Genomic DNA, 25,273 nt, shown 5'->3' on the forward strand with positions numbered 1-25,273 from the left:
CGCGCGCAGGGCCGCCGACGGCGTGCGGGCGTCGGCCTCGGCGTCGCGCACCGCGGGGTCGCGGCCGGCGCACGCCGCCGCCGCCAGCCCCGCGGCGAGCAGCCCGATGGTGCGCACCCGGCGGACGAGGAACGCGCGCACCGTCGCCACGTCGTGCAGCGCCCCGGACGCGACGGCCGCCTCGACCCCGCCGGAGTGCACGTGGCCGCCGGTGGGCAGCCGGGAGTCGGCCAGGGCGAGCACGGCGGTGAGCACTAGAAGAGGAAGTAGCGCTGGGCCATCGGCAGCTCGGCGGCCGGCTCCTGCTCCCACACCTCGCCGTCCACCCGCACGGTGAAGGTGTCGGGGTCGACCTCGATGCGCGGCTGCGCGGTGTTGCCCGGCATGTCGGCCTTGCCGCGGCGCCGCACGTCGAGCACGGGCACCAGCCGCCGGTCGCACGCCAGCCGGTCGGCCAGGCCGTCCTCGAGCGCCTGCGGGGCGACGAAGTGGACGGAGGTGGCGGCCGCGGCCCTCGGGCTCGCCCCGAACATGGGGCGGGGCAGCACGGGCTGCGGGGTGGGGATCGAGGCGTTGGCGTCGCCCATCTGCGCCCACGCGATCATCCCGCCCTTCACGACGAGGTGCGGGCGCACCCCGAAGAACGCGGGCTCCCACAGCACCAGGTCGGCCAGCTTGCCGGGCTCCACCGAGCCCACCTCGCCGTCGAGCCCGTGGGCCACGGCGGGGCAGATCGTGTACTTCGCCACGTACCGCTTGGCCCGCTCGTTGTCCGCCGCACCGTCACCGGGCAGGGCGCCGCGGCGCACCTTCATCACGTGCGCGGTCTGCCAGGTGCGCATCACGACCTCGCCGATGCGGCCCATGGCCTGGGAGTCCGAGCCGATCATCGAGATGGCGCCCAGGTCGTGCAGCAGGTCCTCGGCCGCGATCGTCGAGGGCCGGATGCGGCTCTCCGCGAACGCGAGGTCCTCGGGCACGGACGGGTTGAGGTGGTGGCAGACCATGAGCATGTCGAGGTGCTCGTCGAGGGTGTTCACGGTGTGCGGCCGCGTGGGGTTGGTCGAGCTCGGCAGCACGTGGCCCTGCGAGGCGACGGTGATGATGTCCGGCGCGTGCCCGCCCCCGGCCCCCTCGGTGTGGTAGGCGTGGATGGCCCGCCCGGCGATCGCGGCCAGGGTGTCCTCGACGAAGCCGGCCTCGTTCAGGGTGTCCGAGTGCAGCGCCACCTGCACGCCCGCGGCGTCGGCCACCGTCAGGCAGGCGTCGATCGCGGCCGGGGTGGAGCCCCAGTCCTCGTGCAGCTTGAAGCCCGACGCCCCGGCGCGCAGCTGCTCCCACATCGCGTCCTGGCGCACCGTGTTGCCCTTGCCCAGCAGCGCGACGTTGACGGGTGTGCCGTCCATCGCCTCGAGCATCCGCGCCAGGTGCCACGCCCCGGGGGTGACGGTGGTGGCCTTCGTCCCCTCGGCGGGGCCGGTGCCGCCGCCGACGATCGTGGTGATCCCGCCGCCGAGCGCCTCGTCGACCACCTGCGGGCACACCAGGTGCACGTGGCAGTCGATCGCGCCCGCGGTCAGGATGCGCCCGTTGCCCGCGATGACCTCCGTCGACGGCCCGACGACCAGGTCGGGGTGCACGCCGTCCATGGTGTCGGGGTTGCCTGCCTTGCCGAGGGCGACGATGCGGCCGTCGCGGATGCCGACGTCGGCCTTGACCACGCCCCAGTGGTCGAGCACCACGGCGCCGGTGATGACCGTGTCGGGCGCCCTCTCCGCGCGGGTCGCGCGGCCCTGGCCCATCGACTCGCGCAGCACCTTCCCGCCGCCGAAGACGGCCTCGTCCCCGGCGCGGCCGGGGCCGCCGCAGCGGTCCTCGGTGACCTCGATGAGCAGGTCGGTGTCGGCGAGGCGGATGCGGTCGCCCGTGGTGGGGCCGTACAGCTCGGCGTAGCGCGCGCGGCTCAGCTCGGCCATCAGGAGTCCGGCTCCCCGTCGGCGTGCAGGCGTCCGGGCGGGTCGAGCGAGAGGCCGTGCACCTCGCGGGTGCCGCCGAGCGGGACGACGGTGACGGTCTGGGCCAGGCCGGGCTCGAACCGCACCGCGGTGCCCGCGGGGACGTCGAGGCGGCAGCCGTGGGCGGCGGCGCGGTCGAAGGTCAGGGCCGCGTTGGCCTGCGGCAGGTGCACGTGGCTGCCGACCTGCACCGGCCGGTCGCCGGAGTTCAGCACCTCCAGGGTGGTCCGCACCGCGCCGGGGTTGAGCTCGATCGTCCCCCCGGCCGCGAGCACCTCGCCGGGGATCACGGGATGGGCCGGTGCACGGTGACGAGCTTCGTGCCGTCGGGGAAGGTGGCCTCCACCTGGACCTCGGTGAGCATCTCGGGAACCCCTGCCATGACGTCGTCGCGGGCGAGCACCTCGGTGCCCGAGGTCATCAGCTCGGCGACGCTGCGCCCGTCGCGCGCGCCCTCGAGCAGGTGGTCGGTGAGCAGCGCGACGGCCTCCGGGTGGTTCAGCTTGAGGCCGCGGGACTGCCGCCGCCGCGCCAGCTCCGCCGCGTAGGACAGCAGCAGCCGCTCCTGCTCGTGGGGTGAGAGCCGCACGCACGCCTCCTGCACGGTCACGGGGACGGTGTCGTCCCGGGCCGTGACGCTAGCGCCGGGGTGTTACGCGCGGGTGTCGGGCGCGGCCGCCGCGGGCCGGGTGCGAGACTGCGGTCCGTGACCGACGGTCTGCTGGTGGTGCTGCTGAGCCTCGGCTCCGCCCTCGCGTTCGCGACGTCCTCGACGGTCAAGCACGTCAGCGCCCAGCAGGTCCCCGACGCGCAGGACCTCCGGGTCCGCTCGGTGGGCCGCCTCGTGGCCGCCACGGTGCGCAACCGCTACTACCTGGCTGGGATCGCCGCCGACGCGGTGGGTCTGACGCTGCAGCTGCTGGCGCTGCACCTCGGGGCCCTGGGGGTGGTGCAGCCGCTGCTCATCACCGGCCTGCTCTTCGCGCTGCTGCTGCGCCAGGCCACCCACCGCCGGGTGAGCCCCCGGGAGATCGCCTGGGCCCTGGTGCTCACCGGCTCGCTGGCCGGCTTCCTCGTCCTCGCGGGCACGGCCGACCGCTCCGGGGCGTCCGAGACCGCGGACAAGGTGCCCGCCGTGGTCGCGGCCCTGGCCGGGGTCGCGCTCGCCGCGGTCTGCGTGGGCCTGGGCCGCAGGCAGTCCCGGGCCGGCCGCTCCGCCGCCCTGCTGGGGGTCGCCGTCGGAGCCACCTACGCGGGCACCGCCGCCCTGCTCAAGACGCTCACCTCGATCGGGCTGCAGGGCCCGGTGGCCCTGCTCACCAGCTGGCAGCTCTACACGGTGCTGGTGGTGGGGGCGGGCGGCCTCGTGCTCAACCAGCTGGCCTTCCAGGCGGGGCCGCTGGCGGCCAGCCTGCCCGCGATCGCCACGGTCGACCCGCTGGCCAGCATCGCCCTCGGCGTCGTGGTCTACGACGAGCGCATCCGCCACGACCTGGCCTCCGGGCTCGGCCTCGCGGTCCTGCTGCTGCTCCTCGGCGTGGCGGTGATCCAGCTGGCCCGCCTCGGCCACCTCGGCGACGCGGCCGCGACGCCGTCCGGACGCCCCGGGGACTGAGCGGCGTCAGGCGGGGGCGGACCGGCCCGTGGGTCCCGGCGGGCCCGCTGCGGGCTCCGGGGTGCCTGCCGCGTCGAGCCGGGGCAGGAGCAGCTCGCGCACCAGCAGCTGCACGGCCGCGGCCACCGGGATGGCCACCAGCGCCCCCACCGCCCCGAGCACGGCTCCCCCGAGCAGGACGGCGACCACGGTCCCCACCGCGGGCACGTCCACGGCCCGGCCGATGATGCGCGGGACGAGCACGTAGTCCTCGACCACCCGGTAGACGAGGAAGAAGCCGACCGTGGCCAGGGTGACCGGGACCGAGACGGTCAGCGCGACGAGGGACACCACGACCCCGGCCACCGTCGACCCCACGACGGGCACCAGGTCCAGCACCGCGGTGGTGATGGCCAGCAGCAGCGGGTAGGGCACCCCGAGCAGGGCCAGCCAGGTGTAGACCACGACGGCCGCGATCACGGAGATGACGACGTTGCCCAGCACGTAGCGCCCCACCGACCCCAGGATGCGGTCGCCGATGAGGATGGCCCGGGGCCGGCGGGGGGCAGGCACGAGGCGGTAGGCGCCGCGGCGCATCCGGGGCAGGCCCGCGAGGAAGAAGATGGTGAGCACCGCGAGCAGCACCAGCTTCGTCACCGCGTCGAGCACCAGGGTCACCAGCGACACCAGGTTGCCGAGCACCACCGAGCCGTTGACGTTCTGCACGATCTGCTGCTCGAGGTCGTAGCGGGAGACGAAGCGGCCGACGGGGTTCGACGTGTCCTGCAGCGTGGCGAGCTGGGCGGGCAGGTCGGTCACCAGCTGCGCGGCCTGCGACGCGACCGGCGGGATGGCCGCCGCCAGCAGCGCCGAGACCGCCGCCAGGGACACCACGGAGACCACCGCCACGCCCAGCCACCGGGGCAGGTGCCGGCGCTCGAGCCACCGCACGACGGGGTCGAGGCCGACGGCCAGGAACAGGGCCAGGCCGATCAGGGTGAGGGGGGTGCGGGCGTCGGTGACGGCCAGCGCGGCGGCCAGGGTGACCACCACGCCGCCGGACGCGGCCATCCCGAGCAGGAAGGGCGAGCGCCGGTCGAACCGCTCCCCCAGGGGGCCGAGGGGTCGGCCCGGCGCGACGAGGTCCTGCGCCACGGACTCCGCCCGGGCCTCGGGGTCCGCCTCGCCCCCCGAGGCCGTGATCGACCGGTGGGGCCGCCCCGCGTCCACCTCGTCCGGCTGCTCGCCGCCGCCGTGCCCACCGCTCACCGTGCCTCCCACCCTCGACCGCCCACCATCCTCGTCGCCCGCGGCAGGCGCGCGCACGCGGAGCCCGCCCTGGGCACCGGTGGCCGTGACTTAGGATTGCCTCACCTCATCTGCTCCACCGACCCGACGCCCCGGACGACCCGAGGAGGACCGTGCCCACCACCCACCCCGCCGGGACCGCCGAGGCTGCCGCGTCCGTGGCGCCCGTGGTGCCCGGGGTCCGTCGGCGGCGGCTGCTGGGGCTGGGGCTGCTCGTCGTGGTCCTCGTCGGCTGCGTGGTCCTCGGCGTCACCGTGGGGGCGCGCCCGACGGGCCCCGGCGAGGTGTGGCGGGCGCTGACCGCCCCCACCGGCAGCGAGGTCGACGTGGTGGTGCGCTCGCTGCGGGTGCCGCGCACGGTCCTGGCCCTGCTCGTGGGGGCCGCGCTCGGCGTGGCCGGCGCGCTGATCCAGGGCCACACCCGCAACCCGCTGGCCGACCCCGGGCTGCTCGGCGTCTCGGCCGGGGCCGCGCTCGCGGTGGTGCTGGCCATCACGCTGCTGGGCGTGGGCACGCCCGCGGGCTACCTCTGGTTCTCCTTCGCCGGCGCGCTGCTGGCCAGCCTCGTCGTCCTCGGCGTCTCCGCCGCGGGCGGGCGGCCCGGGGACCCGCTGACGCTGGCCCTGGCGGGGGCCGCGGTGTCGACCGTGCTGGGGGCGCTGACCAGCGCCCTGGTGCTGCTCGACACGGCCACGCTCGACGGCTACCGGTTCTGGGTGGTGGGCTCGGTCGCCGGGCGGGGCAGCGACGTGCTGGGCACGGTGGCGCCGTTCCTCGTCCTGGGCCTCCTCGCAGCCGTGGCCAGCACCCCGTCGCTCAACGTCGCCTCGCTCGGCGAGGACGTGGCGCGCTCGCTCGGCCAGGGCGTGCTGCGGGCGCGGCTGCTCGGGGTCGTCGTGGTGACGGTGCTGACCGGGGCCGCGACCGCGGCGTGCGGGCCCGTCGGCTTCGTCGGCCTCGTCGCCCCGCACGTGGCGCGGCTGGTGACCGGCCCCGACCACCGCTGGCTGGTGCCGTACGCGGGCCTGCTGGGAGCGGCCCTGCTGCTCGCCGCCGACGTCCTGGGCCGGGTCGTCGTGCGGCCCGGGGAGCTGCAGGTGGGCATCGTGCTGGCCGTCGTCGGGGCGCCGGTGTTCATCGCCCTCGTGCGGCGCCGCCGGGTGGTCCGGCTGTGAGCGTGGCGTCCCGACCGGCCCTGCGCGTGGGGCCCGTCTCGCTGGTGGCCCGACCCCGGGCCGCCGCCGTCGTGGTCGTGCTCGTCGCGGCGCTCGCCGTCGCGTCACTCGTCGAGGTCGCCCTCGGTGACTACCCGCTCGGGCCGGGTGAGGTGCTCGGCGTGCTCGCCGGGGGCGGCAGCCGCGCCGCCCGCGTCGTCGTCCTCGAGCTGCGGCTGCCGCGGGCGCTGACCGGGCTGCTCGTCGGCGCCGCGCTCGGCCTGGCCGGCGCGATCACCCAGTCGGTGACCCGCAACGCGCTGGCCAGCCCCGACGTGCTCGGGGTCACGGCCGGGGCGAGCGCGGCCGCCGTCGGGGTGATCGTGCTCGGCGGCGGCACCGCCACGACCCTGCTGGGGGCGGCGGGGCTGCCCCTGGCCGCGCTGCTCGGCGGCCTCGGCACCGCGCTGCTGCTGCACCTGCTGGCGTGGCGCGACGGGCTCGACGGGGTGCGCCTGGTGCTCGTGGGGATCGGGCTGGGGGCGGTGCTGGTCGCCGTCACCTCCTACCTCCTGGTCCGGGCCGACATCACCCAGGCCGCGCAGGCGACCGTCTGGCTCACCGGCAGCCTCAACGCCCGCGGCTGGGAGCACGTGGTGCCCGTGGCCCTGGCCGTGGTGCCGGTGGGGCTGCTCGTGCTGGTCCACGCCCGGACCCTGGCCGCGCTGCGCCTGGGCGAGGACACCGCGCGCTCGCTGGGGGTCCCGCTGCAGCGGGCGCAGACGGGCCTGCTGCTGGCCGCGGTCGTGCTGGCCTCGGTGGCCACCGCCGCGGCCGGTCCGGTCACCTTCGTCGCGCTCGTCGCCCCCCAGGTCGCGCTGCGCCTGGTGCGCTCGGCCGGGCCGCCGCTGCTGGCCGCGGCGCTGGTGGGGGCGCTGCTCGTCGTGGCCGGCGACCTCGTCGCCCGGGTGGTGCTGCCCGTCGAGCTGCCCGTCGGCATCGTCACCGCCGCCGTGGGCGGCCCCGTCCTGCTCCGCCTGCTCGTCCGCCGCACCCGGGAGGCCACCGCATGACCGACACCAGCGTGACCGACACCAGCGTGACCGGCACCAGCACGACCCCGGCCCGCCTGCGGGCCCGCGGCCTGCGCGTGGGCTACGGCGGGCGCGCGGTGGTGCACGACCTCGACCTCGACGTGCTCGACGGGGCCGTCACCACCGTCATCGGGCCCAACGGGTGCGGCAAGTCCACCCTGCTGCGCGCGCTCGGCCGGCTGCTGCGGCCCACCGGCGGCGTCGTCGAGCTCGACGGGCGCAGCATCGCCGGCCTGCCGACCCGTGACGTCGCCCGCCGCCTCGGGGTGCTCCCCCAGGCCCCGCTCGCCCCGGAGGGGCTCACCGTCGCCGACCTCGTCGCGCGCGGCAGGCACCCGCACCAGCGCTGGTTCCGGCAGTGGTCGGCCGACGACGAGGCCGAGGTCGCCGAGGCGCTGGCCCTGACGGGGATCGGTGACCTCGCCGACCGGCCGGTCGACCAGCTCTCGGGGGGCCAGCGGCAGCGGGCGTGGATCTCGATGGCGCTGGCGCAGGGCACCGACGTGCTGCTGCTCGACGAGCCCACGACCTACCTGGACCTGACCCACGCCGTCGAGGTGATGGACCTCGTCGACCGGCTGCACGCCGAGCTCGGGCGCACCGTGGTCATGGTGCTGCACGACCTGAACCTGGCCGCGCGCTACTCCGACCGGCTCGTCGTCGTGGGCGACGGCACCGTGGTGGCCACCGGCACGCCCCGGGAGGTGCTGACGCGCGAGCTGCTGGCCGAGGTGTTCGGCCTGACGGCGCTGGTGGTCGACGACCCGGTCTCCGACGCACCCATGGTCGTGCCGGTGGGCACCCGCCACGTGCGCCCGGGCTCGGCCGGCCTCAGCGGGGCGCGTCGAGGTTCTGCAGCCGCACCTGGCCCCGGGCCACGACCCGGTCGCGCTCGTCGCGGATGACGACCTGCCAGAGCTGCTGCGAGCGGCCCTGGTGCAGCGGGGTCGCCACCGCCGCCAGCTCCCCCTCGCGCACCGCGCGCAGGAAGTCGGTCGCGTTCGCCACCCCGACGACCGGTCCCCCGCCGTCCCGCCACGCCAGGGCCCCCCGCGAGGCGAGGGTCTCCACGACGGCGCAGTGCGCGCCGCCGTGGACGATCCCGTAGGGCTGGTGCAGGTCCGGGGTGAGCGTCCACCGCGCCCGCACCTCCGCCCCGCTGAGGTGGGTGATCTCGAGGCCGAGCAGGGCGTCGAAGCCGGTGTCGGGCACCGGGGCGTCGGGCGGGGTCACGGGTGCCGACGGTAGCCAGCGGGCGGGGCGGACCGACGCGCGGCATGGGTTAGGTTAGCCTCACCTAAACCGTTCGTCAGGAGGAACCCATGTCCCGACCCGCCCGGCTCGTCGCCGCGCTGGCCGCCCTGCTGCTGCTCACCGCCGGCTGCGCGGGTGCGGCCGACCCGTCGACGGGGTCCGCCACCCCGCCCGGCGACACCGGGGAGGCCGCGTTCCCGGTCACGCTCACCCACGTCTTCGGCGAGACCACCGTCCCCGAGCGGCCGCAGCGGGTGGTGGCCCTCGGCGTCACCGACTCCGACCCGCTGCTCGCCGTCGGGGTCGTCCCCGTCGCGGTCATGCCGTACAGCTTCTACGCCGAGACCGGCGTCGGGCCGTGGGCGCAGGACCTGCTGGCCGGCCAGGACGTCACCGTCCTCGACCCCACCTCCGACGTCGACGTCGAGCAGGTCGCCGCGCTGGAGCCCGACCTGGTGGTGGCGGTGAGCGCCGGCATCGACCAGGCGGTGTACGACCGGCTCTCCGCCTTCGCCCCGGTGCTGGCCCGCCCGCAGGGCACCGTCGCCTACGGGGTGCCGCGCGCCGACGCGACCCGCGCGATCGCCGCCGCGGTGGGCGAGCCGCAGCGCGGCGAGGAGGCGATCGCCCGGGCGGACGCGGCGATGGCGGCCGCCCGCGCCGCCCACCCGGAGCTGCAGGGCGCCACGGGCACGGTGCTGCTGCCGTTCAGCGGGGTGTGGGGGGCCTACACCCCGGGCGACGCGCGGGGGCAGCTCATGGCCGAGCTGGGCCTGCGGCTGCCCGACGCGGTCGCCACCCTCGACGACGGCAGCCGGTTCTACGTCGAGCTGTCCTCCGAGCGCCTCGGCGCGGTCGACGGCGACGTCGTGGTGGTCCTGAGCGACGCCTCGACCCGGGCCGTGGTCGACGCCGACCCCGTGCTGCAGGGCCTGCCCGTGGTCCGCGACGGCGGGCTGGTGCTGCCCGACGCCGACCTGCGGGGGGCGATGTCCTACGGCACCGTGCTCTCGGCCCCGTTCGTCGCCGAGCGGCTCACCCCGCAGCTGGCGGCCGCGGTCGCGGCGACCACCGCCTGAGCCCGGCCGGGGCGGGTCAGCGCCCGCCCCGGCCGGCCAGCCGACGCACCAGCGCGATGCCCTGGCCCAGCGACACGTCCGGCAGGTAGGCCCGGCCGATCGCGTTGCCGATGGCGGGCAGCGCCGCCGGGTCGGGGTAGGTGAGGAACACCGGGCTGTACTCGGGCTGGAACTTCGCCTTGAAGGCGAGCAGCGAGCGGAAGCCGTACACCGGCTCCAGCGCCCGGCCCAGCACGTCGAGCAGCCGCTCGAGTACGGCCGGGTCCGGCGGGTCGGCACCGCCGGGGTCGGCCGGCGCGCCCGCCCGCGGCACCCGGGCCAGCGGCGCCCCGGAGAGGCTGAGCCGCTCCGCGCCCTCCTCCTGCAGCAGCAGCGCGGCCGAGGCGAGCAGGAACTCCATGCTGGGGCGGAAGCCGTCGGTGCGCCGGCGCATGAAGTCCAGCGTCCAGGCCACCACCCGGCCGTCGCGGTGCACGGGCAGCCACGAGGTGACCCCGTGCACCGTGCGGTCGGCGTCCACCGCGACCAGGCACCGGACCTCGGGGTCGTCGACCTCGTCGAGCCCGCCGAGGGTGAACCCCATCTCCGGCAGGCCCTTGTCGGCCACCCACTCCTCGGAGATGGCGGTGATCTGGTCGGTGATGGCCAGCGGCGCCGTCGGGTAGGTCACCCACTCGGCGGTGATGCCGTCCTTGCGGGCCTTGTTCAGGGCGCTGCGCACGTCCTGGAACTTCTTGCCGGTGAAGGCGAGCGTGCCCAGCGGCATCGCCGTCTCCTCGGCGACCTGCAGGTGGCTCCAGCCCAGCTCGGCGCAGACGGCGCGCACCTCCTCGGTGACGCTGTACAGGCACACCGCCCAGCCCTGCGCCGCGGCGTGCTCGGCGAACCCGACCACGGCCGCGCGCAGCTCCCCGGCCGGGCCGACCGGGTCGCCGGTGCTCACCGCCACCCCCGCCTGCACGCGGTAGGCGACGACGCCCCGGCCCGTCGGGGTGAACCAGTACCGGTTGCCCCGCCACGTGGTCATCCAGGACAGCGACGACCCGCCGTGGGCGCGCACCAGCTCCCGCGCCCGCTCCCGGTCGGCGCCGTCGACCTCGACGGGGTCGCGGACGAAGGTGAGCAGGGCCTGCACGGCCAGCGCGGCCCAGAACACCACCCCGGTCCACTCGAAGAGCAGGGTGGCGGGCACGGAGCGGGGCAGGAAGGCGGGGGCGGTCTCGACCAGGTACCCGGGTGGGACGAGCCGGCGCGGCACGTCGAGCAGCAGCGCGCCCAGCCCGGGCGGCCGGTCGAACCCGCCGCGGACCAGCCACCCCAGCGCGGGGTAGAGCACCGCGATGGCCACCAGCAGGCCGCCGGTGGTCAGCGCCAGGGAGCGGTAGGTGCCGCGCGGGGCGGCGACGTCGAAGAAGCGGCGGGTGGCCAGCAGCAGCGCGAGCACTGCCAGCGGGCCCAGCACCGGCACCAGCAGGTCGCGCACCACGGGGACGTCACCGCCGCCGCGCCCCGGCAGCGCCACGCTCTCCCCCGACAGCACGGCCTGCAGGCCCAGCACCGCGGCGAGCACGGCGAGCAGCCCGGTCAGCGCGGCCGCGCCGACGAGCGCGGACCGGCGACCGCGCCGCAGCCCCTCGGCCAGGACGAGCAGCAGCAGCGAGGGCAGCAGGGATAGCACCAGGGGGCCCACCCCGGAGACCCGCAGCTGCGCCTGCAGCTCGGTGCACTCGGCCAGCCGGTCGGGGTCGGCGCACACGTCGAGCACCGTGACCGCGTCGGGCGGGGCCGCGGTGAACACCCCGGCGAGCACCGAGAGCGGCCCCACCGCCTGCGGGGAGAACGCGGCCAGCACGGGCCCGACGGCGCTGGCGGCGACGGCCAGGGAGACCAGCACCCGGCCCTCCCGGCGCGTGCCGGTCACCCGGCGCACCCGGGCGCGCCGACCCACCAGCAGCGGCCCCAGCGCCAGCCCGACGATCGCGGCGGCGAGCGAGGCCAGGTCGTGCAGGAACCCGCCGTAGAGGGCCAGGACGACGAGCACCGTCAGCAGCCCGACCCGCAGCCGGCGGCGCCACAGCGTGTCCATCGTGCAGCTGGCGGCGAGCAGGGCCCCGACGGCGAACGGGACGGGGCCGACGAGCACGGCCCGCTCGAGCTGGCGTGCCCACGCCCCCGGGGAGAGGGCGAGCAGCCGGACCAGCCCGACGGCCAGCAGGGTGCCCAGCACCTGGCTGAGCACGCCCGCGACGAGGACGCGACGGGCCCCCAGCCGCCGCTCGGCCGGGGCGGCCAGCACCACCAGCATCAGGGTGGCCAGCACGTACCCGCTGACCCCGCGCGCCCACAGCAGCGACGTCAGCGGGGTCCACCAGCGGCCGTCGCCCAGCGGGCGGACCCCGACCGCGACGTGGCGCAGCAGCCCGCGCGACGGCCCGTGCACCACGCTGCGGGTGCCCAGGCCGACGGCCCACAGCACCACCAGCAGCCCCACCGTGGCGGGGGCACCCCGCAGGCCGGACCCGACGAGCCGGCCGACCCGGGCGAAGCGGCGCCGCACCGCGGCGGGGGCGGCGGCGGCACTGGCGGTGCTCACGGGGTGATTCCCAGCCGGGCTCCCAGCCAGTCCAGGTTCGCGGTGAGCCCCTCGGCCCACACCCCGTAGTCGTGTCCTCCGGGCAGCACCACCAGGCGCGCGTCCATCCCCGACGCCTGGGCCGCGGCGAAGACCTTCCGCCCCTGCGGCTGGTAGATCCGGTCGTCGCTGCCGACCACGATCGTGGCCGCGGACCCGTCGAACCGGCGCGACCGCATCAGGTCGACGGGGTTGACGGCGGCGTAGGCGGCGGCGTCCCCGCCGAACGCGGCCTGCACGGTGGCCGGCCGCGTGCCGAGGGTGGGCTCGTCCTGCCCGGAGATGTCGAGGAACGTGGGGTAGACGTCGGGGACGTTGGTGCCCAGCTGCAGCGCGCAGGTGCCCCCGTAGGAGAACCCGCCCACCGCCCACTGCCGGGGGTCGTCCTGCACCTGCAGGTTCGCCCGCACCCAGGCGGGCACGTCGACGGCCAGGTAGGTCTGCACCTGGGCGATGCGGGAGTCCAGGCACAGCGGGTTGGCCAGCGGCCCGCCGGTGGCGTCGGCCAGGACCACCACCGGGGCCAGGCCGCCGTGCGCCGCGGCCCACGCGTCCATGGTCGCCACGAGGTGCCCGCCGTTGAGCCAGTCCTCGGTGGTGCCGGGCTGCCCGGAGAGCAGCACCAGCACCGGCAGCACGGCCCGCGGCGTGGCCAGGTAGGCCGGGGGCACCCACACCCAGCCGGGCCGGGCGGAGAACCCCGACGCGGTGGCGGGGATCGACACCTGGCTGAGCGCACCCCGCGACGGCATGCCCGCCGGCGGGGTCCAGCTCGCCGCGAGCGGCAGCGAGGCCACCGCGGTGGTCACGTCGGTGGTCAGCCGGTCCAGCGGGACCTCCTCGGGGCGGCCGACCCCCAGCACGGTGCCGACGGTGGGGAAGGCGCGGAAGGAGACGTTGACCCGCTCGGCCGCGGCGAGCACCACCAGCAGCACCGCGAGCCCGGTCACCACCTTCGGCGCCCACCCCCGGGCGGCGGCCCCCCGGGGGACGAGCAGGGCGAGCCCGGCGAGGCCGAGCGCCACCCAGCCGTACACCGACCACGGCAGCGGGTCGGGGAACGGCTTCCACACCCGCTCCACCACCACCCAGCCCGCGGTGACGAGGACCGCGGTGACGAGCAGCGCGACGGGCAGCCGCCGGCGCAGGTAGCGGCGGTCGCGGCGCAGCAGCAGCCAGGCGACGCCGGCGAGCGCCGCCACGACCGTGGCCGGGGGCACCCAGCCGGTGAGCAGGGAGAGGTCGGTCAGGACGTGCACCGGCCCGGCTCAGCCCCTCGCCCGGCGGCGCGAGTCGACGACCCCGGTGTCGAACCCGGCCAGGTGCAGCCCGCCGGCGAAGCGCGCGTGCTCGATCTTGAGGCAGCGGTCCATGACCACGGTCTGCCCGGCCGCCTCCGCCTCGCGGGCCACGGCCTCGTCCCACAGCCCGAGCTGCAGCCACAGCACGGGCGCCCCGACCTCGCGCGACTGCGCGGCCACGCCCGCCAGCTCGGACGGCCTGCGGAACACGTCGACCACGTCGGGCCGCTCCGGCAGGTCGGCCAGGCTCGGGTAGCAGGGCAGGCCCAGCACGGAGTCCAGCCGCGGGTTGACCAGCCGCACGGTGTAGCCCGTGCTGGCCTGCAGGTAGGTGGTGACGAAGTAGCTCGCCCGCGACGGGTCGTCCGACGCGCCCACCACGGCCACCACCCGGGCCTCGTCGAGGATCCTCTTGCGCTCCAGCGCCCCCGGGCCCTCCCACGTCCTCACGCGGCACCCTCGTCCGCGGCCGGGCCGGTCGCGACCGCCAGCGCCTGGTCGAGGTCCCACAGGATGTCCTCGAGGTCCTCCAGCCCGACGCTGATCCGCACCAGGTCCGGCGGGACCCCCGCGTCGCGCAGCTGGGCGTCGCTGAGCTGCTGGTGGGTGGTCGAGCCGGGGTGGATGACCAGCGTGCGGACGTCCCCGATGTTGGCGAGGTGGCTGCACAGCTGCAGCGCCTCGATGAACCGCTGCCCCGCGGCCCGCCCGCCGGCGACGCCGAAGCTGAACACCGAGCCGGGGCCCAGCGGCAGGTAGCGCCGCGCGCGGGCGTGGTGGGGGTGGCTGGGCAGGCCCGCCCAGCGGACGTAGGAGACCCGCTCGTCGGCCTCGAGCCAGCGGGCGACGGCGTGGGCGTTGGCCAGGTGCGCCTCCATGCGCTGGGGCAGCGTCTCCACGCCCTGCAGCAGCTGGAAGGCCGACTGCGCGGCCAGGGTGCCGCCGAGGTCGCGCATCTGCTCCGAGCGCAGCTTGGTCAGGAAGCCGTACTCGCCGAAGTTGCCCCACCAGCTCAGCCCGCCGTAGGACTCGACCGGCTCGACCATGCTCGCGAACCGCGGGGTGCCCTCCGGGGTGAGCACCGACCAGTCGAAGCGGCCGGACTCGACGACGATGCCGCCGAGCACCGTGCCGTGGCCGCCGAGGAACTTGGTGGCCGAGTGGACCACGACGTCGGCGCCGTGCTCGAGGGGTCGGCACAGCCACGGCGTGGCGGTGGTCGCGTCCACCACCAGCGGCACCCCCGCGGCGTGGGCGACCTCGGCCAGGCCGGCGAGGTCCGCCACCTCGCCGGAGGGGTTGGAGACCACCTCGGCGTAGACCAGCTTGGTCTCGGGCCGGATCGCGGCGGCGTAGTCGGCCGGGTCGGTGCCGGGGACGAAGGTCGTGTCGACGCCGAAGCGGCGCAGCGTGACGTCGAGCTGGGTCACGGTGCCGCCGTAGAGCGCGGCCGCGGAGACGACGTGGTCACCCGCCCCGCACAGGGCGGCGAAGACGGCGAACTCGGCGGCCATCCCGCTGGCCGTGGCGACCGCCCCGATGCCGCCCTCCAGGCTCGCCACCCGCTCCTCGAGCGCGTTGACCGTGGGGTTGGAGATGCGGCTGTAGATGGTGCCGTACTTCTGCAGGGCGAACAGGGCGGCGGCGTCGGCGGTGTCGTGGAAGACGAAGCTGGTGCTGCTGTAGATCGGCACCGCCCGGGCGCCCGTGGCGGCGTCGGGGCGGCCGCCGGCGTGCAGGGCGCGGGTGCGCAGCCCCCAGGCCCGGTCACTCGTGGTCACGGTTCCTCCTCGTCTCGGTGCCAGTGTGCCGCACCCCCGGCAGTAGGTTCCCGGGGTGGCCGCCTTCACCGTCGACGAGCGCAACGCCCTGCTGCCGGGGACCCTGCCCGGCCTGCTCGGCCTGCAGGTCACGGCGGTCTCCGCCGGGGAGCTGCGGGCGAGCCTGGTGGTGCGCAGCGAGCTGCTGGCCCCCAACGGCTACCTGCACGCGGCCACCGTGGTCGGCCTCGCGGACACCGCCTGCGGCCTGGCGACCCGCTGGTTGCTGCCCGACGACGCCCGCGGCTTCACCACCCTGGAGCTGAAGTCCAACTTCCTGGGCACGGCCCGCGAGGGCACGCTGGACGTGCTGGCCACCAACGCCCACGCCGGCCGGACCACCCAGGTGTGGGACGCGGTGGTCACCCACCGCGAGTCCGGCCGCACCACCGCGCTGTTCCGCTGCACCCAGCAGGTGCTGCACCAGCGCTGAGCGCCGGGCCCGCGCTCAGCGCTGGTAGACGTCCGGGATGCCGTCGTGGTCGTCGTCGACCTGCTCGAGCTCCCACAGCCGCTTGTAGGTCCGGTTGCGCAGCCGCAGCACCACCGCGGCGAGCAGCGCGGCCAGGATCGACCCGCACAGCACGCCCACCTTGACGTGCTCGTCGCGCAGCGAGCCCGTGCCGAAGGCCAGCTCGCCGATGAGCAGCGACACCGTGAAGCCCATCCCGGCGAGCATCGAGAGCCCGAGCACGTCGACCCAGCGCAGGTCCGGGTCGAGCCGGGCGCTGGTGAACCGGTCCATGAGCCACGTCGAGCCCAGGATGCCGATCGTCTTGCCGACGACCAGGCCGACGACGATCCCCAGCGCCACCCGGTCGCTCAGCGACTCGACCAGGCCCGAGAGGCCGCCGACGGTGACGCCGGCCGCGAAGAAGGCGAACACCGGCACGGCCAGGCCCGAGGACAGCGGGCGCAGCCGGTGCTCGAAGTGCTCGGCGAGCCCGGGGCCCGCGTCGGGACCACCCGCGGCGTCGCTGCGCACCACGGGCACGGTGAACGCCAGCAGCACCCCCGCCACCGTGGCGTGCACCCCGGAGGCGTGCACCAGCGCCCAGGTGACGGCGGCCAGCGGCAGCAGCAGCCACCACGACCGCACCCGGCGCTGCACCAGCACGGCGAACAGCGCGAGCGGGACCAGGGCCCCCACCAGCGGCAGCGGGGCGAGGTCGGTGGTGAAGAACAGCGCGATGATGGTGATGGCGATGAGGTCGTCGACCACCGCGAGGGTGAGCAGGAAGGTGCGCAGCGCGGTCGGCAGGTGCGTGCTGATCACGGCGAGCACGGCCAGGGCGAAGGCGATGTCGGTCGCGGTGGGGATGGCCCACCCCTCGGTCGCGCCCCCCGCGCCGAGGTTGATGACGAGGAAGATCACGGCGGGCACCACCACGCCCGCGGCCGCGGCCACGACGGGCAGCGCGGCCCGGCGCGGGTCGCGCAGGTCCCCGGCCACGAACTCCCGCTTGAGCTCGAGCCCGGCGACGAAGAAGAAGATGGCCAGCAGCCCGTCGGCCGCCCACTCCCCGATCGTGAGGTCGAGGTGCAGCGCGGCGGGGCCCAGCTCGAGGTCGCGCAGCGACGCGTAGGCCTCCGACACCGGCGAGTTGGCCCACACCAGGGCCACCACCGTGGCCAGCAGCAGCAGCGCCCCACCGACGGTCTCCTGGCGCAGCAGCGACGCGATGCGCGCCGCCTCCGGCCAGGAGCCGCGGCCCAGCAGCGTCGACCCCTGCTGCGAGGATCCCTGCTCGGGGTCGGGCGTGGGCTGCTCGGCGGACGGCGGCTGTGAGGTCACGAGGGGCTTCTCCCGGGGTCGCGTGTGGATCTGCCGGCCAGGCGCCGGCGGACCGCCGACCAGACTTCCCGGCTCACCGCGGACCAGGGTAGTCCCCCGGCGCCCGGATCGTCCCCTTCGGTGACCAGCCACCGCGCCCGGGCGCACCGGGCGACGACGCCGACCAGCCGGTACCGTCACGACACCTGTTCACCGACGCACCGTGCGAGCACGCCCCGGGAGGACCTCGTGACCACCACCGACGAGCGGCCGACGCAGGACTCGACCGGGCCTGCCACCGGGCCCGCCACCCTCCGCGGCGGGTCGACGGCCCGCGCGCTGACCGACGTGCTCGACGGCCGGTGGGCGCACGTGCGCCGCTGGGCGCGCGAGCAGCCCGACCCGACCCGGTTCGCGCCCGTCTACGGCGAGAGCCACGCCGACGCCCGGGACCGGGTGCGCCGGCTCGCCGAGGAGGTCGCGCAGACCGGGCAGACCGCGCTGGGGTTCGTCTCGAAGCACGGGGGCGGGGACGACCCGGGCGGCTCGGTCGCGTCGATCGAGATGCTGGCCTACGGCGACCTGTCGCTCATGGTCAAGGCGGGCGTGCAGTGGGGCCTGTTCGGCGGGGCGGTGCAGGCCCTGGGCACCGAGCGCCACCACGCCGAGCTGATCCCGTCGATCATCGACCTCTCGCTGCCCGGCTGCTTCGCCATGACCGAGACCGGGCACGGCTCGGACGTGCAGCAGCTGCGGACCACGTGCACCTACGACCCGGCCACGCAGACCTTCGACCTGCACACCCCGCACGAGTCGGCGCGCAAGGACTACATCGGCGGCGCGGCGCACGACGCGCGCACCGCCGTGGTGTTCGCGCAGCTGCTGGTGCAGGGCGAGCAGGGGCTGACCGGGTACGGCGTGCACGCCTGGGTGGTGCCGATCCGCCACGCCGACGGCACCCCCTGCGACGGCGTGACGCCGGGCGACGACGGCCCCAAGGCGGGGCTCAACGGCGTCGACAACGGCCGGCTCTCCTTCGACCACGTGACGCTGCCGCGGGAGGCCCTGCTCGACCGCTACGGCTCGGTGGCCGAGGACGGCACGTACTCCTCGCCCATCGACAACGAGACCAAGCGCTTCTTCACCATGCTCGGCACCCTCGTGCGCGGCCGCATCAGCGTCGGCGGGTCCGCGGGCAGCGCGGCCAAGGTCGCCCTGGACATCGCGGTGCGCTACGGCGACACCCGCCGCCAGTTCGCCGCCCCCGGCCGCGACCGGGAGGTCGTCGTGCTGGACTACCTGGCCCACCAGCGGGTGCTGCTGCCCGCGCTGGCCAAGTCGTACGCGCTGCACTTCGCCCAGGAGGAGCTGGTCGTGCTCATGCACGAGCTGCTCACCGACGGTGGCTACCCCGCCGACGCCACGGCCGGCGACGCGGACCGCGAGAAGCGCCAGCGCGAGCTGGAGTCCCGCGCGGCCGGGGTCAAGGCCGTCGGCACGTGGCACGCCTCGCGGACCATCCAGGCCTGCCGCGAGGCGTGCGGCGGCGCCGGGTACCTCGCCGAGAACCGGCTGCCGCAGCTGCGGGCCGACATCGACGTCTTCACCACCTTCGAGGGGGACAACACCGTCCTCATGCAGCTGGTGGCCAAGGGCCTGCTCACCGGGTTCCGCGACGACCTCGGCGACATGTCGGGCTGGGGCAAGGCGCAGTTCGCGGCCGACCAGGTGGTGGGCACGGTGCTGGAGCGCACCGCGGCCCGCGGGCTCATCCAGCGCCTCGTCGACGCCGTGCCCGGCCGCGAGGAGGACGTCTCGCTGCTCGACCGCGGCTGGCAGCTGGCGCTGCTCGAGGACCGCGAGAAGCACGTCCTGGAGGGTGCCGCCCTGCGGCTGCGCTCGGCGGCGGACCCCGACAAGGACCCGTTCGCGGTGTTCAACGCCGCCCAGGACCACGTGCTGGCCACCGCGCACGCCCACGTCGACCGGGTGCTGCTCGAGGCCTTCGTCGCCGCGGTCGAGAAGTGCGCGGACCCGGCGGCCAAGCAGGTGCTCTCGCGGCTCTGCGACCTGTTCGCGCTCTCGACGATCGAGGCCGACCGGGCGTGGTTCCTCGAGCACGGCCGCCTCACCCCGGCGCGGTCCAAGGCGATCACCAGCGCGGTCAACGAGCTGTGCGGCCGGGTCCGGCAGGACGCGATCACCCTGGTCGACGCGTTCGCCATCCCGCGGGAGTGGATGGCGTGCGCCATCCTCGACGAGGAGGGCCCCCGCCAGGAGGCCACCCACGCCGAGGACCAGCGGGCCGCCGCCCAGGCCGAGCCCGACCCGGGTGCGACCGCGACCGACGTCGACGTGGCCCCGGCTCAGTAGCCTGGACGGCGAACCCCCACCCGAGGAGACCACCGTGGCGTCACCCCTGCTCGCCCGCATCGCCCGCTTCGCCGCCAGCCCGCAGGGCCGTCGGCTGGCCGCCCAGGCCAAGGACTACGCGTCGAAGCCGGAGAACCGCGCCAAGATCGAGCAGGTGCGCCGCAGGCTGGCCGAGAAGGGCCGGGGCACGGACGGCCCGGGGACGCCGCCCGCACGCCGACCCTGACCCGGCCGCGGCTCAGTCGAGGAAGATGTCGGGCACCAGCTGGTCCTGGCTGCCGTCGGAGTAGCCGGACAGGTCGGTGACCCCGACGCCGGCCAGCACCTCGTCGTCGAGCAAGGCCTGCCCCGTGATCGACCGGCCCGTCGAGGTGAGCACCACGTGGGCGGCGTCGGCGACGATCTCGGGGGTGCGCGAGCGGGCCATGGAGTCGTCGCCGCCGAGCAGGTTCTGCACCGCGGCGGTCGCGATGATGGTGCGCGGCCACAGTAGGTTCGAGGCGACGCCGTCGCCGGCGAGCTCGGTGGCCCAGCCCAGTCCCAGCAGGCTCATGCCGTACTTGGCCAGGGTGTAGCCGGGGTGCGCGCCCAGCCACTTCGGGTCCAGGTTCAGCGGCGGCGACAGCGTCAGCACGTGGGCGTTGTCGCTGCGCTTGAGGTGCGGCAGCGCGGTGCTGGTGAGCAGGAAGGTGCCGCGCACGTTGATCTGCTGCATGAGGTCGAACCGCTTCATCGGCAGGTCGGCGGTCCCGCTGAGGTTGATGGCGCTGGCGTTGTTCACCACCGCGTCGATGCCGCCGAACTCGGCGACGGCTGCCGCGACCGCCCGCTCCACGTCCGCGTCGACGCGCACGTCGCCGACCACCGGCAGCGCCTGCCCGCCCGCGGCCCGGATCTCCTCGGCGGCGGTGAACACGGTGCCGGGCAGCCGCGGGTCGGGCTCGGCGGTCTTGGCCAGCAGCACGAGGTTGGCGCCGTCGCGGGCGGCGCGCAGGGCGATGGCCAGGCCGATCCCCCGGCTGCCGCCCGACATGATGATGGTGCGCCCCGCCAGCGACCCCGTGTCCGTGCCCGTCATGCGACCGTCCTCACCTCGTCGTGTGTCCGGGTCAACCTAACGAGGCCCGTCCTTCACTCGCGCGCGGGCTCCCGGACGACTTGACTGGGGACATGAGTGACAACGACAGCACCGCCAAGGCCCAGATCGGCGTGACCGGCCTCGCCGTCATGGGATCGAACATCGCGCGCAACCTGGCCCGGCACGGCCACACCGTGGCGCTGCACAACCGGACCACGTCCAAGACCGACACCCTGCTCGACGCCCACGGCGACGAGGGCGACTTCGTCCGCACGGAGACCATGCAGGAGCTCGTCGACGCCCTCGAGAAGCCCCGGCGGGTGCTGATCATGGTCAAGGCGGGCGACCCCACCGACGCCGTCATCGGCGAGCTGGCCGAGCTGATGGAGCCGGGTGACGTCATCATCGACGGCGGCAACGCCCTGTTCACCGACACCATCCGCCGCGAGAAGGAGCTCCGCGAGAGCCACGAGATCAACTTCGTCGGCGCCGGCATCTCCGGCGGCGAGGAGGGCGCGCTGAACGGCCCGTCGATCATGCCCGGCGGGTCGGCCGAGGCCTACGAGTCGCTCGGCCCGCTGCTGGAGTCGATCTCCGCGCACGTCGACGGCGAGCCGTGCTGCGTCCACATCGGGCCCGACGGCGCCGGCCACTTCGTCAAGATGGTGCACAACGGCATCGAGTACGCCGACATGCAGCTCATCGGCGAGGCCTACCACCTGCTGCGCGAGGTCCTCGGCAAGTCCCCGGCCGAGATCGCCGAGGTGTTCAAGGCCTGGAACTCCACCGAGCTCGACAGCTACCTCATCGAGATCACCGCCGAGGTGCTCGCCCACGTCGATGAGAAGACGGGGAAGCCCTTCGTGGACGTCATCGTCGACGCCGCGGAGCAGAAGGGCACCGGCCGCTGGACCGTGAAGTCCGCCCTCGACCTGGGCGTGCCCGTCTCCGGCATCGCCGAGGCCGTCTTCGCCCGCGCCCTGTCCGGCCACACCGAGCAGCGCGAGCACGCCAAGGAGCTGGGCCGCGGGTCGCTGAGCTACTCCGTGGAGGACGCGGACGCCCTCGTCGAGGACATCCGCCTCGCGCTGTACGCCAGCAAGGTCGTCGCCTACGCGCAGGGCTTCGACCAGATCCAGGCCGGCAGCGACGAGCACGGCTGGGACGTCACCAAGGGCGACATGGCCAAGATCTGGCGGGGCGGCTGCATCATCCGGGCCAAGTTCCTCGACCGCATCAAGGAGGCCTACGACGCCGACGCCGAGCTGCCCAGCCTGATCCTGGCGCCGTTCTTCCGCGAGGTCGTGGAGAACGCCCAGGACAGCTGGCGCCGCGTGGTCGCCGCGTCGGCCATGGCCGGGGTGCCCGCGCCCGGGTTCGCCTCCGCGCTGTCCTACTACGACGCGCTGCGCGCCGACCGGCTGCCCGCCGCCCTGACCCAGGGGCTGCGCGACTTCTTCGGCGCGCACACCTACAACCGGGTCGACGCCGGGGGCACGTTCCACACGCTGTGGTCGGAGGACCGCAGCGAGGTCCGGGAGGAGCCCCGCCAGCAGATGCGCACCACCAAGGACTGACCCGGGTCAGTCGGGGCCGACGGCACCGGCCGGGAGCCCGCGCGCGAGGACCTCGCCGCGGAAGAACCCGGGCCGGTGCCGTCGCGCCGCCCACGCCAGCGGCAGGCCCAGCAGCAGCGAGCCCACCCCGAGCAGGAACACCCCGCCCACCTGCCAGTGCGGCGGGAACGGCAGCGTCCAGGACGTCTCCCCCGCCCCCGGGCCCCAGCTGGTGACGGCGGTGACGACGACGGCGCCCAGCAGCACGCCCCCGCCGAGCAGCGGGGCGACGCCGCGCAGCAGCAGGTGCCGGGGGCTGCGCAGCAGCGTGCGGCGGAACAGCCACGCGCAGGCCAGGCCCGTCAGCCCGTAGTAGACGCCGACGGCCAGGCTCACCGCCGAGACGGCGTCGACCACCACGGCGCCGTCGGAGACCTCGTTCATCACCACGTACCCGACGACGGAGACCGCGCCGAACGCCACGGTCGACGTGGTCGGCGTCGCCCACCGCGGGTGCACCCGGGCGAAGGTGTCGGGCAGCGCGCGGTGCACCCCCATGGCCAGGGTGGTCCGCGCCGTCGGCAGGATCGTGGTCTGGGTGCACGCGGCGGCCGAGGTCAGCACCATGAGCAGCAGCAGGCCCACCGCCAGCCGGCCGAGCGGGCCGTCGCCGAACACCGCGGCGCCCAGCACGGAGAGCACGTCGTCGGCGTTGCCGGGGTTGGCCAGCCCGGTCCCCGTCTCCCCCACCCCGGCGAACGCCTGGGCGGCCACGGTGACCAGCACGTACACCGACACCAGCGCGACGGTGGAGACGACGGCGGCCAGCCCGGGCACGCGGTGCCGGTCGGTGGTCTCCTCGTTGACGCTCAGCGCGGAGTCCCAGCCCCAGTAGATGAAGACCATGAGCAGGGTGGCGGGGACCAGCGCGCCGGGCGCGATCGCCGTCGGGTCGAACCAGGACCAGCTCGGGGTCAGCGCCGCCTCCCCGGCGCTGCCGGTGGCCACCCGCACCAGGGCCACCACCGCGAACAGGGCCAGCGCCACCACCTCGACGGCCAGCAGCACCGCCTGCAGCCGGGCGGAGAGCTCGGTGCCCCGCAGGCACAGCGCCGTCATGGCCACGATGAAGGCGAGCCCCACGGCCAGCACCCCCGGGCCGCTCGCGTCGCGGCCGATGCCCTCGGCGCCGGCGAGCAGGAACGTGTACTGCCCCGCGACCTGCGCCAGGCTGGCCATGACCAGCACGTCGGCGGCCACGATCGCCCAGCCGCCCAGCCAGCCCACCCACGGCCCGAAGGCCCGGGTGGCCCAGGTGAAGGTGGTGCCGCAGTCCGGCTCGAGCGCGTTGAGCTCCCGGTAGGCCAGCGCCACCCCGAGGATGGGCAGGAACGCGAGCACCACCACCACCGGCGCCTGCACCCCCACGCCGGCCACGACGAGGCCGAGCGTCGCGGCGAGGCTGTAGGCGGGGGCGGTCGAGGCGACACCGACGACGGTGGCCGTGGTCAGCCCGAGCGCACCCGGCGCCAGGCCCTTGTCGGGCGGGGTCAGCGCGCGGGTGGCGGTCGGCACGGCGGCATCCTGCCAGCGGACCAGCGCTGCACGTCACAGGGCGCGTCGGGGGGCGTGGGGCGGGCGAGGCTGTAGGGTCGTCCCCGAGACGTGGCCCGGCGCGGTGAGTGACACCCGCCCGCGGCCCGCGTGGCCGGTCACCGACGATCCGGCTCCACCCGGTTGGTCCGCACTCGGCGGACGTGAGAGTTCCGGTTCGGTTCACCCCACCCTCGTCGTGACGGCCCCACACCCCGCCGTCGCGCGACGTCCTGCCCCGACCGCGCACTCCGCGGCGGCGCCGGGACGTGACCGACGTACCGGAGGTACACCCGTGGCCCACGAGCCCACCCCCAGGAACACCCCCAGCACCACCCCCAGCACCACCGCGACCGACGGGCGCACGTTCGCCGACCTGGGCCTGCCCGCCCCGCTCGGTGACGCGCTCACCGCCCGCGGCATGGTCGCCCCCTTCCCCATCCAGGCCGCCGCGATCCCCGACGCCCTCGCCGGGCGCGACGTGCTCGGCCGCGCGCAGACCGGCTCCGGCAAGACGCTGGCCTTCGGCCTGCCGATGCTGGCCCGCCTCGCCGGCGGCAAGACGACCCCCAAGCGCCCCCGCGGCCTGGTGCTGGTGCCCACCCGCGAGCTCGCCCAGCAGGTCTCGGACTCGCTGCAGCCCTTCGCCGACATCCTCGGCCTGAAGCTGCACGTCATGGTCGGCGGCACCTCGATGAACCGCCAGATCGACGCGATGCGCCGCGGGGTCGACATCCTCGTCGCCACCCCGGGCCGGCTCGCCGACCACCTGCAGCAGGGCACCACCGACCTGGGCGGCGTCGTCGTCACCGCGCTGGACGAGGCCGACCACATGGCCGACATGGGCTTCCTGCCCCAGGTCAAGCGGCTGCTCGACAAGACCCCGAAGGGCCAGCGGCTGCTGTTCTCCGCCACCCTCGACGGGGACGTCGACGTCATCATCAAGCGCTACCTGACCAACCCGGTCACCCACTCCACGGCGCCCGTCGCCTCGCAGGTCTCCACCATGGAGCACCACCTGCTCGTGGTCTCCGACGCGGACAAGAAGGCCGTCGTCGCCCACGTCGCGAACCGCGAGGGCCGCACCATCATGTTCGTGCGCACCAAGCACGGCGTGGACCGGCTGGCCAAGCAGATCCGCGCCACCGGCACCGCCGCCGGCGCGCTGCACGGGGGCAAGGCGCAGAACAACCGCACCCGCACGCTGGACGCGTTCAAGTCCGGCTCCACGCCGGTGCTGGTGGCCACCGACGTCGCCGCCCGCGGCATCCACGTCGACGAGGTCAGCCTCGTGGTGCACGTCGACCCGCCCGCGGACCACAAGGACTACCTGCACCGCGCGGGCCGCACCGCGCGGGCCGGGGACGACGGCGTCGTGGTCACCCTGGTGACCCCGGAGCAGCGCCGCGAGGTCGAGACCATGACCCGCAAGGCCGGGGTCAAGCTCGGCACCACCCCGGTGAGCGCCGGCGACCCCGCCCTGGTCGAGATCACCGGGTCCCGCCCGCCGACGGGGGCACCGATCCCCGAGCCCGCCCCGCAGCCGCAGGGCACCCCGCGGCGCAGCCCCGCCGGCCGCTCCGGGGGCGGCGCGCGCACCGGCGGTGGCGCCCGCTCCGGTGGCCACGCCGGGGGCGGTCGCTCCGGC

23 protein-coding genes are annotated in these 25,273 nt (G+C 75.7%); 10 read left to right on the forward strand and 13 right to left on the reverse strand.

Translation table 11 applies throughout. The annotated features are described in order from the left end of the window. The 4 genes from ACYVOF_RS19735 to ACYVOF_RS19750 form a co-directional block, all read right to left on the reverse strand. The coding region (locus tag ACYVOF_RS19735) for an urease accessory UreF family protein (protein WP_460869575.1) at positions 1 to 255 on the reverse strand (255 nt) is incomplete at its 3' end. Continuing rightward, the gene (locus tag ACYVOF_RS19740) at positions 255 to 1,976 is read right to left on the reverse strand and encodes an urease subunit alpha (RefSeq protein WP_460869576.1); all 1,722 of its coding nucleotides are present in this window, start codon (positions 1,974 to 1,976) and stop codon (positions 255 to 257) included. The genes ACYVOF_RS19735 and ACYVOF_RS19740, both read right to left, overlap by 1 nt. Further along, complete coding sequence (locus ACYVOF_RS19745) at positions 1,976 to 2,305, reverse strand: urease subunit beta (protein ID WP_460869578.1); 330 nt, start codon at positions 2,303 to 2,305, stop codon at positions 1,976 to 1,978. Before ACYVOF_RS19745 ends, ACYVOF_RS19740 begins: the two co-directional genes overlap by 1 nt. Next, positions 2,302 to 2,604, reverse strand: a complete 303-nt coding sequence (locus ACYVOF_RS19750; protein WP_460869611.1) for an urease subunit gamma — start codon at positions 2,602 to 2,604, stop codon at positions 2,302 to 2,304. The genes ACYVOF_RS19745 and ACYVOF_RS19750 overlap by 4 nt, the downstream gene beginning before the upstream one ends. 117 nt (positions 2,605 to 2,721) lie before the next feature. On the opposite strand from ACYVOF_RS19750, the gene ACYVOF_RS19755 reads away from it, so the two are divergent. Further along, a complete protein-coding gene (locus ACYVOF_RS19755) occupies positions 2,722 to 3,630 on the forward strand; it encodes a DMT family transporter (protein ID WP_460869580.1) in 909 nt (302 codons plus the stop codon). A gap of 6 nt (positions 3,631 to 3,636) precedes the next feature. Here the strand turns inward: ACYVOF_RS19755 and ACYVOF_RS19760 are convergent, their stop codons facing one another. After that, positions 3,637 to 4,878, reverse strand: coding sequence for an AI-2E family transporter (locus tag ACYVOF_RS19760; protein ID WP_460869582.1), 1,242 nt, complete (start codon positions 4,876 to 4,878; stop codon positions 3,637 to 3,639). A gap of 110 nt (positions 4,879 to 4,988) precedes the next feature. Between ACYVOF_RS19760 and ACYVOF_RS19765 the strand changes: the two genes are divergently transcribed. Genes ACYVOF_RS19765 through ACYVOF_RS19775 form a run of 3 tightly spaced genes read left to right on the forward strand, consistent with a single transcriptional unit; the run spans position 4,989 to position 8,070 of the window. Continuing rightward, on the forward strand, positions 4,989 to 6,092 hold the full coding sequence (locus ACYVOF_RS19765; protein ID WP_460869612.1) for a FecCD family ABC transporter permease: 1,104 nt from the start codon (positions 4,989 to 4,991) through the stop codon (positions 6,090 to 6,092). Positions 6,093 to 6,094: 2 nt separating this feature from the next. Continuing rightward, positions 6,095 to 7,144, forward strand: a complete 1,050-nt coding sequence (locus ACYVOF_RS19770; RefSeq protein WP_460869584.1) for a FecCD family ABC transporter permease — start codon at positions 6,095 to 6,097, stop codon at positions 7,142 to 7,144. Then, positions 7,141 to 8,070, forward strand: a complete 930-nt coding sequence (locus ACYVOF_RS19775) for an ABC transporter ATP-binding protein (protein WP_460869586.1) — start codon at positions 7,141 to 7,143, stop codon at positions 8,068 to 8,070. The genes ACYVOF_RS19770 and ACYVOF_RS19775 overlap by 4 nt, the downstream gene beginning before the upstream one ends. Here ACYVOF_RS19775 and ACYVOF_RS19780 read toward each other — a convergent pair. Beyond that, positions 7,997 to 8,398: a PaaI family thioesterase gene (locus tag ACYVOF_RS19780; RefSeq protein ID WP_460869588.1), complete on the reverse strand. Its 402-nt coding sequence runs from the start codon at positions 8,396 to 8,398 to the stop codon at positions 7,997 to 7,999. The genes ACYVOF_RS19775 and ACYVOF_RS19780 overlap by 74 nt on opposite strands. Before the next feature lie 89 nt (positions 8,399 to 8,487). Between ACYVOF_RS19780 and ACYVOF_RS19785 the strand changes: the two genes are divergently transcribed. Further along, complete coding sequence (locus ACYVOF_RS19785; protein ID WP_460869590.1) at positions 8,488 to 9,498, forward strand: ABC transporter substrate-binding protein; 1,011 nt, start codon at positions 8,488 to 8,490, stop codon at positions 9,496 to 9,498. 16 nt (positions 9,499 to 9,514) lie between these two features. Here the strand turns inward: ACYVOF_RS19785 and ACYVOF_RS19790 are convergent, their stop codons facing one another. Genes ACYVOF_RS19790 through ACYVOF_RS19805 form a run of 4 tightly spaced genes read right to left on the reverse strand, consistent with a single transcriptional unit; the run spans position 9,515 to position 15,212 of the window. Continuing rightward, the gene (locus ACYVOF_RS19790) at positions 9,515 to 12,091 is read right to left on the reverse strand and encodes a bifunctional lysylphosphatidylglycerol flippase/synthetase MprF (protein WP_460869592.1); all 2,577 of its coding nucleotides are present in this window, start codon (positions 12,089 to 12,091) and stop codon (positions 9,515 to 9,517) included. Then, the gene (locus ACYVOF_RS19795) at positions 12,088 to 13,389 is read right to left on the reverse strand and encodes an alpha/beta hydrolase (RefSeq protein ID WP_460869593.1); all 1,302 of its coding nucleotides are present in this window, start codon (positions 13,387 to 13,389) and stop codon (positions 12,088 to 12,090) included. The genes ACYVOF_RS19790 and ACYVOF_RS19795 overlap by 4 nt, the downstream gene beginning before the upstream one ends. A gap of 9 nt (positions 13,390 to 13,398) precedes the next feature. Then, the gene (locus tag ACYVOF_RS19800) at positions 13,399 to 13,881 is read right to left on the reverse strand and encodes a CoA-binding protein (RefSeq protein WP_460869595.1); all 483 of its coding nucleotides are present in this window, start codon (positions 13,879 to 13,881) and stop codon (positions 13,399 to 13,401) included. Continuing rightward, complete coding sequence (locus tag ACYVOF_RS19805; RefSeq protein ID WP_460869597.1) at positions 13,878 to 15,212, reverse strand: O-acetylhomoserine aminocarboxypropyltransferase/cysteine synthase family protein; 1,335 nt, start codon at positions 15,210 to 15,212, stop codon at positions 13,878 to 13,880. The genes ACYVOF_RS19800 and ACYVOF_RS19805 overlap by 4 nt, the downstream gene beginning before the upstream one ends. A gap of 55 nt (positions 15,213 to 15,267) precedes the next feature. On the opposite strand from ACYVOF_RS19805, the gene ACYVOF_RS19810 reads away from it, so the two are divergent. Further along, positions 15,268 to 15,684 (forward strand): PaaI family thioesterase, encoded by a 417-nt coding sequence (locus ACYVOF_RS19810; RefSeq protein WP_460869599.1) that lies wholly within the window; start codon positions 15,268 to 15,270, stop codon positions 15,682 to 15,684. Between the two features lie 15 nt (positions 15,685 to 15,699). Here ACYVOF_RS19810 and nhaA read toward each other — a convergent pair whose 3' ends face one another. Continuing rightward, complete coding sequence (nhaA, locus tag ACYVOF_RS19815) at positions 15,700 to 17,046, reverse strand: Na+/H+ antiporter NhaA (RefSeq protein WP_460869600.1); 1,347 nt, start codon at positions 17,044 to 17,046, stop codon at positions 15,700 to 15,702. Positions 17,047 to 17,274: 228 nt separating this feature from the next. On the opposite strand from nhaA, the gene ACYVOF_RS19820 reads away from it, so the two are divergent. Together ACYVOF_RS19820 and ACYVOF_RS19825 are read left to right on the forward strand one after the other, a co-directional pair. Then, positions 17,275 to 19,398 carry an acyl-CoA dehydrogenase family protein gene (locus tag ACYVOF_RS19820; RefSeq protein ID WP_460869602.1) on the forward strand — a complete coding sequence of 708 codons (2,124 nt, stop codon included), beginning with the start codon at positions 17,275 to 17,277 and terminating at the stop codon, positions 19,396 to 19,398. A 34-nt stretch (positions 19,399 to 19,432) separates the two neighbouring features. Next, positions 19,433 to 19,624: a hypothetical protein gene (locus ACYVOF_RS19825; protein ID WP_460869604.1), complete on the forward strand. Its 192-nt coding sequence runs from the start codon at positions 19,433 to 19,435 to the stop codon at positions 19,622 to 19,624. Positions 19,625 to 19,636: 12 nt separating this feature from the next. Here the strand turns inward: ACYVOF_RS19825 and ACYVOF_RS19830 are convergent, their stop codons facing one another. Then, positions 19,637 to 20,476: an SDR family oxidoreductase gene (locus ACYVOF_RS19830; protein WP_460869606.1), complete on the reverse strand. Its 840-nt coding sequence runs from the start codon at positions 20,474 to 20,476 to the stop codon at positions 19,637 to 19,639. 92 nt (positions 20,477 to 20,568) lie between these two features. Here ACYVOF_RS19830 and gndA point away from each other — a divergent pair, with 92 nt between their 5' ends. Beyond that, the gene (gndA, locus tag ACYVOF_RS19835) at positions 20,569 to 22,053 is read left to right on the forward strand and encodes an NADP-dependent phosphogluconate dehydrogenase (RefSeq protein WP_460869607.1); all 1,485 of its coding nucleotides are present in this window, start codon (positions 20,569 to 20,571) and stop codon (positions 22,051 to 22,053) included. Positions 22,054 to 22,059: 6 nt separating this feature from the next. Here the strand turns inward: gndA and ACYVOF_RS19840 are convergent, their stop codons facing one another. Next, positions 22,060 to 23,607 (reverse strand): APC family permease, encoded by a 1,548-nt coding sequence (locus ACYVOF_RS19840; RefSeq protein ID WP_460869609.1) that lies wholly within the window; start codon positions 23,605 to 23,607, stop codon positions 22,060 to 22,062. 439 nt (positions 23,608 to 24,046) lie between these two features. Here ACYVOF_RS19840 and ACYVOF_RS19845 point away from each other — a divergent pair. Beyond that, on the forward strand, positions 24,047 to 25,273 hold a 1,227-nt coding region (locus tag ACYVOF_RS19845), incomplete at its 3' end, for a DEAD/DEAH box helicase (protein ID WP_460869614.1).

The organism is Rhodococcus aerolatus (genome assembly GCF_054783215.1).